Genomic DNA, 12,335 nt, shown 5'->3' on the forward strand with positions numbered 1-12,335 from the left:
GCAGGCCGGGTGGGGTAAATTAACCGCGATGCACGCTGAGTCCGGCATAGGACTGGCTGACGGGCATCATCTCAACCGTATTGATGTTGACATGCTTCGGCAGATTCGCGACCCACCAGACGGTTTCGGTGATATCTTCCGGCGTCAGCGCATTCGCGTTTTCATAGGTTTTATCCGCTTTCGCGTCGTCGCCTTTGAAACGCACGTTGGAGAATTCAGTTCCTCCTACCAGACCCGGTTCAACATCGGTCACGCGGATCGCGGTTCCGTGCAGGTCGGTGCGCAGGTTCAGGCTGAACTGGCGGACAAAGGCTTTGGTCGCGCCATAGACGTTGCCGCCCGCGTAAGGCCAGCTTCCGGCGGTGGAACCGATGTTAATGATATGGCCACGGTTACGTTCAACCATGCCCGGCAGCACGGCGCGGGTCATGTACACCAGCCCTTTGTTGTTGGTGTCGATCATGTTTTCCCAGTCTTCCACGCTGGCTTTGTGGGCAGGCTCCATGCCCAGTGCCAGGCCAGCGTTATTGACCAGCACGTCAATTTCACGCCATTCGGCAGGCAGGTTGGCAATCATCTCTTCGATGGCGGCGCGGTTGCGCACGTCCAGCTGCGCGGTCAGAATGCTGTCACCCAGCTCGTCTTTTAGCTCCTGCAAACGCTCCTGACGACGCCCTGTTGCAATCACTTTGTGTCCGTTGGCGACGAAGCGACGCGTGATGCTTTCACCAAAACCCGCTGTCGCCCCGGTAACTAAAATAATCATCTCACTGTTCCTCAACGCTTTTTGTGTTGTACTAACATAGCACGCTCTCCGGCACGTCGTTAAGGCAACATTTGTATGACGCCATTGCAGGCCGGCGCAGGCTGGCCTACTCTGGGGAGAAATACCGTGCTCAGGAGTAAACGATGTCGGTCAACAATCCTTTTTTTGAAATTAGCCTGTTGCCTTATCAGGCGCCACGTTTTGATGCGATTAACGACAGCCATTATCGTCCGGCATTTGATGAAGCAATGCGCCTGAAGCGTGCAGACATTGACGCGATTATCGCGCAGCGCGCCGCGCCGGACTTCGACAATACCGTGCTGGCGCTGGAAAAGAGCGGGGCCATGCTGTCACGCGTGAGCAGCGTGTTCTTCGCCATGACGTCCGCACACACCAACGATGATCTTCAGGCACTGGACGAGCAGTTCTCCACCGAACTGGCCGGGCTGGCGAACGATATCTGGCTAAACGATACGCTTTTCGCCCGCGTGGAAGCCGTCTGGCAGGATCGCGAGGCGCTGGATGCCGAATCCCGACGACTGACGGAGGAGATGTATCAGCACTTTGTTCTTGCTGGCGCGCGTCTGAATGCCGATGAAAAAGCCGAGCTGAAAGCCCTGAATACCGAAGCCGCCACCCTGACCAGCCAGTTCAACCAGCGCCTGCTGGCGGCGAACAAGGCGGGAGGGCTGGTGGTGGACGATGTTCACCAGCTTGACGGGCTCAGTGCGGAGGAGGTGGCTGCCGCGGCTCACGCTGCCGCAGAAAAAGGGCTGACGGATCGCTGGCTGATCCCACTTTTGAATACCACGCAACAGCCCGCGCTGGCGGCGCTGTCGTTGCGCGAGACCCGTAAAAAGTTGTTCAGCGCGGGCTGGGAACGCACTCAGAAAGGCGACGAAAACGATACGCGCGAGCTGATCCGTCGGCTTACCGCGTTACGGGCAAGACAGGCGCAGCTGCTCGGCTTTGACAACTATGCGAGCTGGAGCATTGCCGATCAGATGGCGAAAATGCCGGAAGCCGCGCTCGAATTCATGCGCGGGATAGTTCCTGCGGCACGCGGCAGGGCCGCGCTGGAGCAGGCGGATATTCAGAAGGTCATCGACGACGAGCAGGGTGGTTTTACGGTACAGGCCTGGGACTGGGCGTTTTATGCCGAACGCGTGCGCTCAGCGAAATACGCGCTGGATGAGTCGCAGATCAAACCCTATTTCGCGCTCAATACCGTGCTGGAAGATGGCGTATTCTGGACCGCCACGCAGCTGTTCGGTATCCGCTTTGTCGAGCGTTTCGATATTCCGGTTTACCACCCGGATGTACGCGTGTGGGAGATTTTCGACCACACGGGTGAAGGCATGGCGCTGTTCTACGGCGACTTTTTCGCGCGTGATTCCAAAGCGGGCGGCGCGTGGATGGGGAATTTTGTTGAGCAGTCTTATGAGTTTGCCGCGCGTCCGGTGATTTATAACGTCTGCAACTATCAAAAACCGGCGAACGGGCAGACCGCGCTGATCTCCTGGGATGATGTGATTACCCTGTTCCACGAGTTTGGCCATACCCTGCATGGCCTGTTTGCCAGCCAGCGCTATGCCACGCTTTCAGGCACCAACACGCCACGTGATTTCGTTGAATTTCCTTCGCAAATCAATGAACACTGGGCCAGCCATCCGCAGGTGTTTGCGCACTTTGCTCGTCACTATCAAACCGGCGAACCGATGCCGGATGCGCTGCGGGAAAAAATGCTCAATGCGACCCAGTTTAATAAGGGTTATGACATGACGGAGCTATTGAGCGCCGCGCTGCTGGATATGAACTGGCACGGCATTCAGGAGCCCGTTGAAGACGTGGAAGCCTTTGAAGCCGCCGCGTTGAAAAAAGAGGGGTTGGATCTTCCAGCCGTACCGCCGCGCTATCGCAGCAGCTATTTCGCCCACATCTTCGGCGGCGGCTACGCGGCGGGCTATTACGCCTATCTCTGGACGCAGATGCTGGCGGACGATGGCTACCAGTGGTTTGTCGAGCAGGGCGGTTTGACACGCGTGAACGGACAGAAATTCCGCGAGGCGATTTTGTCCCGCGGCAACAGCACTGATTTAGCTGAACTTTACCGGAACTGGCGCGGGCACGATCCGAAGATCGAACCGATGCTGGAGAATCGCGGATTGAGTGCGTAAGGCTTTTTAGTGTGGGAACAGAACCGGGCGCGAGGCCCGGTTTTTTCTTTCCCAAAATGAATCCTTAATTCTGCGAAATTTGCAGGAGGATAGGGGTCAGCTTCACGTAGCTACACCTTTACTTTTACCCAGTAAGGATCCCCGCGACTTTAGAACATCTGGCGCTTTAACTCGGCTTTATCCGTTGGCCGGACTAAAGATACTGCTTCAGCGTCCACGTTTATAAGTCAGCCATCCCTCACAGGATGGCTGTATATTGTTTAATTTAATGAAATACGAACCACACTATCCGGGCCTTTCGTCGTGTTGTCGTCATTGAAGTCCTGCTTCACGGTTACGTATAACGTTTTACCGTCCGGTGTTACCAGAAGACTGTTGGGATGGCTGGTGAACGTCCAGCTGTTTTTCACAGCATAGCTCCCGGCGTCAAGCTGCAACACCTTCCTGGATTCGCGCTGAGTGATGAAAATTTCGTTGCGCTCAGCGTTAAACTTAATTCCCAGCGCATCGCCTTTAAGACGCTTGATAACTTTCCCGCTGCGCTCATCAAATACCAGTGTGGTTTTGGCTTTTGAATCATCAGTCACGAACAGGCGCCCGGTGGCCGGATCTTCTGCCATATTCAGGAACAAATACGCTTTTTTATCTCCCGGCGTCCAGCGCTGTTCGATTTTATACGTCTCCGGGTTAATCACCAGAATTTCACCGCCGCCATTGGCGGCATAAAGGCGGTCTGTCAGCGGCGAATAAATAATCCCCGTCACCCATTTCCCGGCATTTTCGATTCGGGCTTTTAGCGTCATGGTGTTGGCATCAACCACGGAGATAAACCCAGGGTCGGCAACGCCGCCGATAAACAGTTGTCCCTTGTGGAAGAGGATTTCACGCGCACCAACCGGGTCGCCATCCTTGTCTTTGCCTTCAAACATCAGGCGCTGTAGCACCTTGCCGCTTTGCACGTCCACTTTCGATACCCCGCCATCAAGGGTGTTGGTGGTGTAGTAGACCTTGCCATTATCGTCCGCTGCCATGCCGAAGTTTTTCAGGTCGGTGTGGGTTTCACCTTGCGTGGCAAGCGTTGTGGGATCCAGTTTATAGAGCACCCCGCCGTTGACGTTTTTGAAACTCTGTGCGCTCGCAACGTACAACGCGTTTGCCGTTGGGGAGTAAACCATCTCATACAGACCGTCAGCGAGTTCGCGCTGCTTGAGCTCAGCCGAACCCGGGAGGGCTGCTGACGCCGTTGCGCTCAGGGTTAACGCCGCGGTAAGAATGCTTAAGCCCCATGTCTTTCCTTTTAGCCAATGGAATGTGTTCATTTTTTGTTCCTGTCATGCGCGAGCCGCGCTGATTTTGATAAATATACATTTATTTACATTTAACTTACAAAATTACCTGTGCATAATAAAGCAAATAATTATCATTTCCATTCTTATTTGGATGAATGATTTGCACATAACGACAACAACAGACAGGTAACATGATGATTTTTAAAGGCAGGGCTAATCGCGCGAAAGCGCCCGCAGGGTTAATTCCTGCTTCCTTCTCACTTTCACTGCTTGCGCTGGCAATGTCCGCCGTCATGCATCCGGCACAGGCGGATGAAAATACGCAAGAACAAGAGATGGTTGTCTACGGTGACGGGAACGGGAGCGCCGACTCGCAGCAGGATTATGCGGTAAAAACCACGCGTTCAGGCACCAAAATGCTGCTGACCCCGCGCGATATCCCCCAGTCAGTCAGCGTCGTGACGCGCCAGCGTATGCAGGATCAAGACCTGCAAACCATTGACCAGGTACTTACCAATGCCACCGGCGTTTCGTCGCAGCAGGTTGATAGCGAGCGTTCCAGCTACTTTTCCCGCGGCTTTGAAATCACCAATTTCGCCTACGATGAGATCCCCACATCAATGGGCGACGCGTGGAACTTTGGCGATGCGCAGGAAGATACTGCCATTTATGATCGTATAGAGATTGTGCGTGGCGCAAACGGCCTGATGACCGGCGCTGGCGATCCGGGAGCAACGGTGAACATGGTGCGTAAACGTGCCGACAGTAAAACCTTCAGGGGCAACGTCAGCGCAAGTTACGGAAGCTGGAACAAACAGCGTTATGTGGGCGACATCTCCGCGCCCCTCAATTCCGATGGCAGCCTGCGTGGGCGCGTCGTGGCAGGTTATCAGGATCAGGACAGCTGGCTTGACAGATATGGCAAGCGCAAGAAATTTCTCTATGGCGTCATTGAAGGCGATGTAACGGAACACACGACGGCCTCGCTGGGCTGGGACTATCAGCAAACAAACACAGCCAACCCGACCTGGGGCGGATTACCCAGCCTGTACAGTAACGGCAGCCGTACCCATTACGATCGCAACGTCAATACCTCGGCAGACTGGACGGGATACTCCGTTGAGTCGCGTAAAGTTTTTGCTAACCTCACCCATAACTGGGATAACGGCTGGTCGGTGCGTTTCAATGGAACCCACGGCGAGCAAACGTTCAATGATACCCTGCTTTATGTGATGGGCAATCCGGACGCCACCACCGGAGAAGGCGCATCAGGCTGGGGTAGTAAGGATCGCGGCAAGCGCACTCTGGACGCCTTTGATGCCTACGCCAGCGGGCCTTTTGAACTTCTCGGGCGTCAACATCAGCTGATGGCCGGAGCCAACTATAGCCGACAGCACAATGCTACCTTCAGCAAAGACGGGCCAATGGACAGTGCTCAGATTGGCATCTTCAACAACAGCTGGGACGGCAGCGTGGCCGAGCCGGAGTGGGGCGACTGGTATCAAAATGCGGATGATATCGTGCGGCAAAAATCGGCGTATACGGCGGCACGCCTGTCGCTGGCGGATCCGTTGTCGCTAATCGTTGGCGCACGTTATACCCAGTACAGCTCAGATGGCAGCAGCGGCGATATGCGTAAATACAACACCACCCCTTACGGCGGGCTGGTGTATGACATCAACGACAGCCTTTCCGCTTACGCCAGCTATACCTCAATTTTTGCCCCGCAAACCAAACGCACGAAAGAGGGTGCATGGCTCTCTCCCGTCACCGGTAAAAATTATGAAACCGGCCTGAAGGCAGACTGGATGGACGGTCGACTGACCACCAACGTTGCCGTATTCCGCATAGAACAGGAGAACGCGGGGGAGGAAATCAGCGGGGTATTCGTTAATGGATCCAGCGAACAAGCTTATCGCGCAACCAAAGGCGCAGTGAGCAAAGGGGCGGAATTTGAGGTGAACGGTGCCGTTACCGACAATCTACAGCTTACCTTCAGCGCGACCCGCTATGTTGCCCGTGATTCAGATGGCCGCTTCAACAGCTTTGCGCCGCAGACGCAGCTTAAGGTGTTCAGCCGTTACCGCGTCCCGGCGCTTCCGGATCTGACCGTAGGCGGCGGCGTGAACTGGCAGAATCAGGTGTACAAAGATGTCACCGGTCCGGACGGCGAGACGCAGCGCCTCTATCAGGGCAGCTATCCGCTCGTCGACTTGTTCGCGCAGTATCAGCTGACGAAACAGCTGGCGGTGCAGGCAAACGTTCGTAACCTGTTCGACCGCGAATACTACTCCTACCTCGATGACTCTGCCGTCTATGGCGAACCGCGTAGCGTCTCGGTAAGCATGAGTTACACATTCTGATCTAATCAGCTTATCGCTATCCTGGCCATCACCTGTTCCGAAATGCGCTTCGGCCCCACCAGCGGCAACGACACGGCGATGGCCGCCATGCCATTGCCATCCTGGTAACGAATAAAGTGCCGGTTTGAACGGGTGACGAGCCTGGTGCCGGAAACATTGGATCAGTTAAAGAAGACGTATGTTGGATATGCAATAAAACAGCCAGACGCAAAAGCGTAAATATTCAATGAACAGGACGCCCTCAGACTCGAGGGGCATCCTGAGCAATACTAAAAGGGGACCTGTTTCATCCTGAAGCGATGCGTCTCTTTATGCAGTTTCATGCGCCTATCGGTAAATATCCCTGCCACTCTGGAAGATCGCGGTGCCCTGTATCGCAGGGTGTCAGATGAATAAACAACCCTCCAACCTTTTCAAGCAACAGGCAATCATCAACCTCTTTTAAATTATCCTTATGTTGTTGATCGACACCGCAAAGTAGCGTTAGTAATGCTTTCTCCTTAGCCTGCCGGGCATTTTCGGCGACGAACAGATCATATTCGTGCAGTTCTGCAAGCGTATCCGGCCTGTAACCACCCGCATTGACGAAAAATAATCTCTTCGTAGACTGGGGCGGCTCCGGGGAAAGCGTGACAGAGTATCCGTCGGCCCACGTGATACGGCTATAGCCGTCTATATGAATTTTATCACTATCACCAAACCATGCTTCACGCAGTGCAGGCCAGGCATCATTGGGCTTACGTGCCGCCACAAACTGGATGTCGTGGACCTCAATATTGGATTTACCGGCATTTCCGCCGACATAAAACATATACAAATTCATACAACCCTCAGAAGTTATTTAATCGCTATATATTTAACTATATAGCGAGCTGGGCTACAACTGTGCAAAAGACATTGATGACAATGAGTTCAAGATTCTTCTACGCAAAGCCACGAGGAGTTTACGCAGCATGTTTCATGAACAATTGCCCACAATTGGATGACAACATCTGACTAAGTCGACCATGCACCACCCAGACCGATTTCCTTTTATTCAACCTTGCATCAACGGCGCGCTTGAGGAGGTTGTCATTGCGGTGATTTTTCTGGAAAATTCGATATATAAAAGAATATATAACGAGAGGGTGTTTATGGCCAGGAAACGAATGCAGGTTGTGCTGGTGGCGGTTGCGCTGCTGCAAATGCCATCCATGGCGCTGGCAAAGGATATCAGGGTGACTTATGCCGGTTCCATGGGCAAAGTAATGGACCAGGGGTTAGGTCCGGCTTTTTCCAGAGCAAATAACGACGGCTATCAGGGGCAGGGTCAGGGTGCATACGGGATGGCACGCCTGCTTGCAAGCCACAAAATTGAGGCTGATGTGTTTGTCTCCATCACCCCGGGGCCGATGCAAATTCTCAAAGACGCCGGGCTGATAGATGAGGCGGTCCCTGTCGCCAGTACCAGCATGGTGGTCGCTTACAGTCCTGAGGGTAAACATGCAGCGCAGTTTGAACAGGCCAACAGAAAGAAAGACGGCTCGTGGCTGACTCTGCTGACGCAGAAAGATGTCTTATTTGGCCGCACCGATCCTTATGTCGACCCAAAAGGCCAGAATATTGTGTTTAGCCTGATGCTGGCGGAAAAGTATTACAACATGCCGGGCATCACCGATAAAATTTTAGGCTCGCTGCAAAACCCACAGCAGACTCATCAGGAAGGAGGGCTGCTGGCGCGTCTGGAAAGCGGTCAGGTGGATGCAGCAGCGGGATACGAGAGTGAAGTTCGCTCAGCGCATTTGCCGTATGTCGCGCTGCCGGATGAAATAAACCTCAGCAACCCGGCGATGACGAAACAGTGGTATGACACCGTCAGTTTTACCATTAAAGACAGCAAAGGCCAGGATCAAATTCTGCACACTCAACCAATGGTGTTCTATGCGGCGGTGCTGAAAAACGCGCCGAATGGTGTAGAACAGGGACAAAAGTTCGTATCGTTCATGCAAAGCGCCGAGGGGCAGAAATTGTTCAAAGCGTTTGGCTACGCCGAACCTAAAGGAGACAGCTTATACGCCCGCTAAGAAAACCGGGCTGGGTGGCGGGGTGGTTATCTCTGCCCGCTATCCTGCTGTTAAGTATCCCCTTTATCACGCTGATTAGCGTCACGCCCTGGCATCATCTGAAGCTGGCCTGGCGCGACGACAGCGCCATTGCCGTCTCAATGGGACTGGGTGTGCTGGCGCTCGGAATTATCATTCTTATCGGCATGCCGGTGGCATGGTGGCTGTCACAAGCCACGGGTCGAAAACGATTGATCGGTGAACTGCTGGTGATGATCCCTCTGCTGACGCCACCGCTGGCAATGGGAATTTTGCTGGTTTCGGCTTTCGGGCCTTATGGCGTGATTGGCCGCTGGCTTTCACTGTTGGGAGCTACGCTGGTAAATAATCCGGCGGCGTTTGTGCTGGCTCAGGTTTACGGCGCTTTGCCTTATTTTATCGTGGTGTCGCGTTCGGCGTTTGCCACTGTTCCCAAAAATATTCTTGAAGCGGGACAAACGTTGGGAGCTTCTCCCTGGAACCGCTTTCGTTTTCTTACATTACCCCTGGCATTGCCTGGGCTGGCTTCTGCCGTAACACTCGCCTGGGTTCGCGCGGTAGGCGAGTTCGGGATCGTGATGATCTTTGCTTATTTCCCGCAGGGTATACCGGTAAAGCTGTATACCAATCTGCAAAATGACGGGGTGGACACAGTATATACTTTGCTATGGATGCTGCTGGTAGTGACGCTTCCCCTGCCAATGGTCTGCTTTGCTCTTGGCAAACGAATGGCCAGGAAATGAACACCCCTTAGATCGTCCGTTCCTCGTTCATAGCGGATGAGCTTGCTCACGTTTCCTTTTCAGCGGGCTACCTCGAATAACCCCAAACCGGATTCTTCATAAAAGGCCACACACAGAAACCTCCAGTCAGTCAGACTGAAAGTACAGGGCAGGAAGAAAATGTGGCGCGCGCTGGATATGTCTTACAATCGGATCGGTGGGATTATGCTGGGGGAACCATGGAGGCGTAAATCGGTACGTCGCGATAGCGGAAGAAATTACGCAAAGTTAACGTTGTATGCTCTTTGTCTCCCGAAGCCAGAACCGGGCTTTGCGCCCGGTTACTCTTGTATTAACCACATGTCCGACTCTTCGAACATCTCCTCAAGCATGCGGTTGAGCTTTTCACGGTCGCTTTTGCTGGCGTCGCTGTTCAGGCCGTTCGCTTGCATTGGCTTAACCGTCACGCTGGCATCAGGAAAAATCCGGTGCACGCGTTTTGTCAGTTCGGCCAGAATGATTTCCCTGGCTCCTTCCAGCCCCTGTACGTTTCGCTTGTCATAAACCAGTTCCACAAACATGATTGTTTACCTTATGGATATTACGCATGTGATTCAGCCTGAACGTACAATACTACTGTATATGGGTACAGTCAAACGGCGTTCAGACTAAAGCATTGTCCAGAGCAATGCAGACAGCGTTGCCAGCCCCCCCAATACGACCAAAAACACCGTCACGCCGCGAAGCTCTGCCAGCGAGGGGCGGGTGTATATGAGGTACGCCGGGATAAGGAACAGGATCACCGCGATCAGTGGTCCGCAGAACATTTCAATCAGGCTGAGCACATCCGGATTGGCATAAACAATGCCATAGGTCAGCAGGAACAGCGCCAGAGAGGCCAGCCGCTTGCTGGCGTTGGCCTTTTTGCCGGATACGCTGGCAGCCAACTGGCCAAACGTTTGTGCGACCGACAGACCTACGCCGAGGAAGGATTTCGTCATACCGATGATAGCGATGAGCGGGGCAATGTGGTAAATCAGGCTGAAATCACCGTTTCCCTTCATCACCGACAGCACATTCAGGTTTTCCGCCTTCGCTCGCACAAAGTTGTCATGGGGGATCCCCAGCACGCAGCTCAGCACGAAAAAGAGGATACTGGCGAAGATAGCTAAGTAGGCGATACGGATCACGAACAGTGCCTTTTTCTCACCCTCCGCTTTCCTCTCCCGGTAGTAAGAGCTCAGCGGGGAGACCATAGGCGCGCAGCAAAACGAGAAGGTAATAAGCGGCAGCGTCAGCCAGATATTTTTCAGCGTTACCGGCAGCGGCGTGGCGTTCATTTCAGCGGCCGTATCGGTCAGGTTAGACAGATGCCATCCCGGGATAAGTGATACGGCGATCAGCAGTACAGATGCCGCGAACGGCAGCGCCAGTGCGCTCATAATGGCCACGACTCTGTCCCGGCCCTTGCTAAGCACCACATACAGCGCAGCAACCACGATAAACGACAATGGCCCACGGCTGAGGGCGGTAATATGCAGATGCTCCACCAGTAAATTACTCAGCGCATTAATCAGCGCCACCCCGTAAACCAGGGTTACCGGGAAGAAGGTCACACAATAGAACAGGGTGATCAGCTTTTCACCCCTTCCGCTGAAGAAGGAGCCGAAGATCGGCAACGTGCCGTTTTCAGTCTTCTCTTCACGCATATATACACGACAAAGGAGTAAATGGGGGATCAGGGATAACGGCAGCCCCAGCAGGAGCATAACCAGAAAAATAACCGGACCACGGGTGCCGATTTCCACGGGAAGGAACAGTGTTCCCGCTCCGACGGCTGTACCATAAAGGCCCAGCGTCCAGATATTATCCTGCCAGTGCCAGTTAGAGCGTGTTGTAATATTAGCTGAGAGAGTTGTGGCTTTATTCATCATATTTTACCGCGTTGTTAGAGGGGCGACGACTTATTTAGTTTTTATCTGTCTGTAGTCGTCGCTGCGCCATTACGTCACGGGTGGGAGGGGTTTGATGTTGCATACCGAAAACCTTATGTGTATGCCTGCAATAACTATCGTTATTCTTTGACGATGCTTTAACAGGCGGTTAATTAAGAAAGGGATTTGTTAAATTAACGGACAAATAACGACTGACTTTCCCTGCCTGCACGTCTGTTAATTAAAGAATAAACACCCTGTTTTATTAAGTACCATAAGGCGCCATCATATTGAAGGGGGGCTTATTTAATTATTTTATTGGGCGTGAAATTATCCCGTTATGCCTGAAATTAAAAAACAGAATGTAGACAATCGCGTAACCCGCTCGTAGCTTTCGAACCGTCTTGTAACATAACGCTCTCTTTATGGTGGCGAAGGGGTTCAGGACGTCGTATGCCTGCTATTAAACGCCCCATAAGAAAATCCTCTTCTATACTCAGTTACGTTTAGTGAAATATGCCGCCGCTCCACACGTCGCGTTCCCTTAATAGCGGCGGGCAGCAGGGGTATATATTCACGAAAACGCCTTAATAATGGTCAATTTTGCATTTTAGAGGGGGTTTCCTGGTATGTTGCATTCTCAATCCTCGCGGGTCGGTAGCATTTTGCTGCTGCTGACCGCGATAATAGCCTTCGCGGTGGCGCTATACGCCTGGTGGACGCCGCTTACCGGCGTCACTGGCACCATTGGCGCACTGGGCGTGGTCATTGCCAGCGTAGTGCTGGCGATCCTGACCTTTATGTTACGTGCGGCATCGCGTCGCGGGGCGCGCGTTTTTCTGATTATTGTCACCCTGGTGGTGTTGGCGGGTATTGCTTTCGCCGCCGCGCTGCTGCACCAGTTCATCATAACGGCAGCCATGGTGGTCGGCCTGATTGGTCTGATTATGCTGAGCAGCCATTCCGCTCGTTACAACCATCCCGTCAGAAGCTGAGGAGCCGC

General features: G+C 53.4%; 10 protein-coding genes. 5 read left to right on the forward strand and 5 right to left on the reverse strand.

Annotated elements, in window-relative coordinates:
* Positions 1 to 19 precede the first annotated feature (19 nt).
* Positions 20 to 766 (reverse strand): bifunctional NADP-dependent 3-hydroxy acid dehydrogenase/3-hydroxypropionate dehydrogenase YdfG, encoded by a 747-nt coding sequence (gene ydfG / locus IMQ56_RS13795; RefSeq protein ID WP_040117594.1) that lies wholly within the window; start codon positions 764 to 766, stop codon positions 20 to 22.
* A 143-nt stretch (positions 767 to 909) separates the two neighbouring features.
* Between ydfG and dcp the strand changes: the two genes are divergently transcribed.
* Positions 910 to 2,943 carry a peptidyl-dipeptidase Dcp gene (dcp, locus tag IMQ56_RS13800; protein WP_196064012.1) on the forward strand — a complete coding sequence of 678 codons (2,034 nt, stop codon included), beginning with the start codon at positions 910 to 912 and terminating at the stop codon, positions 2,941 to 2,943.
* A gap of 260 nt (positions 2,944 to 3,203) precedes the next feature.
* On the opposite strand, the gene IMQ56_RS13805 is transcribed toward dcp, so the two are convergent.
* The gene (locus tag IMQ56_RS13805) at positions 3,204 to 4,262 is read right to left on the reverse strand and encodes a hypothetical protein (RefSeq protein ID WP_017694072.1); all 1,059 of its coding nucleotides are present in this window, start codon (positions 4,260 to 4,262) and stop codon (positions 3,204 to 3,206) included.
* A 164-nt stretch (positions 4,263 to 4,426) separates the two neighbouring features.
* Between IMQ56_RS13805 and fhuE the strand changes: the two genes are divergently transcribed.
* Positions 4,427 to 6,595 carry a ferric-rhodotorulic acid/ferric-coprogen receptor FhuE gene (fhuE, locus tag IMQ56_RS13810; RefSeq protein WP_045348164.1) on the forward strand — a complete coding sequence of 723 codons (2,169 nt, stop codon included), beginning with the start codon at positions 4,427 to 4,429 and terminating at the stop codon, positions 6,593 to 6,595.
* A gap of 319 nt (positions 6,596 to 6,914) precedes the next feature.
* Here fhuE and IMQ56_RS13815 read toward each other — a convergent pair whose 3' ends face one another.
* A complete protein-coding gene (locus IMQ56_RS13815; RefSeq protein ID WP_023296544.1) occupies positions 6,915 to 7,418 on the reverse strand; it encodes a DUF1543 domain-containing protein in 504 nt (167 codons plus the stop codon).
* A gap of 325 nt (positions 7,419 to 7,743) precedes the next feature.
* Between IMQ56_RS13815 and IMQ56_RS13820 the strand changes: the two genes are divergently transcribed.
* Both IMQ56_RS13820 and IMQ56_RS13825 read left to right on the forward strand, forming a co-directional pair.
* Positions 7,744 to 8,658, forward strand: coding sequence for an extracellular solute-binding protein (locus tag IMQ56_RS13820; RefSeq protein WP_032104051.1), 915 nt, complete (start codon positions 7,744 to 7,746; stop codon positions 8,656 to 8,658).
* A gap of 14 nt (positions 8,659 to 8,672) precedes the next feature.
* Entirely contained in the window at positions 8,673 to 9,419 is a 747-nt protein-coding gene (locus tag IMQ56_RS13825; RefSeq protein ID WP_017384530.1) for an ABC transporter permease subunit, read from the forward strand.
* Positions 9,420 to 9,739: 320 nt separating this feature from the next.
* On the opposite strand, the gene IMQ56_RS13830 is transcribed toward IMQ56_RS13825, so the two are convergent.
* Together IMQ56_RS13830 and IMQ56_RS13835 are read right to left on the reverse strand one after the other, a co-directional pair.
* The gene (locus IMQ56_RS13830; RefSeq protein ID WP_003857390.1) at positions 9,740 to 9,979 is read right to left on the reverse strand and encodes a DinI family protein; all 240 of its coding nucleotides are present in this window, start codon (positions 9,977 to 9,979) and stop codon (positions 9,740 to 9,742) included.
* Positions 9,980 to 10,066: 87 nt separating this feature from the next.
* Positions 10,067 to 11,329 (reverse strand): amino acid permease, encoded by a 1,263-nt coding sequence (locus IMQ56_RS13835; protein ID WP_017384529.1) that lies wholly within the window; start codon positions 11,327 to 11,329, stop codon positions 10,067 to 10,069.
* A gap of 632 nt (positions 11,330 to 11,961) precedes the next feature.
* On the opposite strand from IMQ56_RS13835, the gene IMQ56_RS13840 reads away from it, so the two are divergent.
* Positions 11,962 to 12,327, forward strand: a complete 366-nt coding sequence (locus tag IMQ56_RS13840) for a hypothetical protein (protein ID WP_047062776.1) — start codon at positions 11,962 to 11,964, stop codon at positions 12,325 to 12,327.
* The last annotated feature ends 8 nt before the right edge of the window (positions 12,328 to 12,335 follow it).

Origin of the sequence: Enterobacter sp. Res13-Sevr-PEC09-46, assembly GCF_015672585.1 — a bacterium.
GTDB lineage: Bacteria > Pseudomonadota > Gammaproteobacteria > Enterobacterales > Enterobacteriaceae > Enterobacter > Enterobacter hormaechei_C.

What these genes read in the sequence shown, in the direction of transcription:
- ydfG (WP_040117594.1), bottom strand. Translation starts at nt 766, where the DNA reads ATGATTATTTTAGTTACCGGGGCGACAGCGGGTTTTGGTGAAAGCATC.
- dcp (WP_196064012.1), top strand. Translation starts at nt 910, where the DNA reads ATGTCGGTCAACAATCCTTTTTTTGAAATTAGCCTGTTGCCTTATCAG.
- IMQ56_RS13805 (WP_017694072.1), bottom strand. Translation starts at nt 4,262, where the DNA reads ATGAACACATTCCATTGGCTAAAAGGAAAGACATGGGGCTTAAGCATT.
- fhuE (WP_045348164.1), top strand. Translation starts at nt 4,427, where the DNA reads ATGATTTTTAAAGGCAGGGCTAATCGCGCGAAAGCGCCCGCAGGGTTA.
- IMQ56_RS13815 (WP_023296544.1), bottom strand. Translation starts at nt 7,418, where the DNA reads ATGAATTTGTATATGTTTTATGTCGGCGGAAATGCCGGTAAATCCAAT.
- IMQ56_RS13820 (WP_032104051.1), top strand. Translation starts at nt 7,744, where the DNA reads ATGCAGGTTGTGCTGGTGGCGGTTGCGCTGCTGCAAATGCCATCCATG.
- IMQ56_RS13830 (WP_003857390.1), bottom strand. Translation starts at nt 9,979, where the DNA reads ATGTTTGTGGAACTGGTTTATGACAAGCGAAACGTACAGGGGCTGGAA.
- IMQ56_RS13835 (WP_017384529.1), bottom strand. Translation starts at nt 11,329, where the DNA reads ATGAATAAAGCCACAACTCTCTCAGCTAATATTACAACACGCTCTAAC.
- IMQ56_RS13840 (WP_047062776.1), top strand. Translation starts at nt 11,962, where the DNA reads ATGTTGCATTCTCAATCCTCGCGGGTCGGTAGCATTTTGCTGCTGCTG.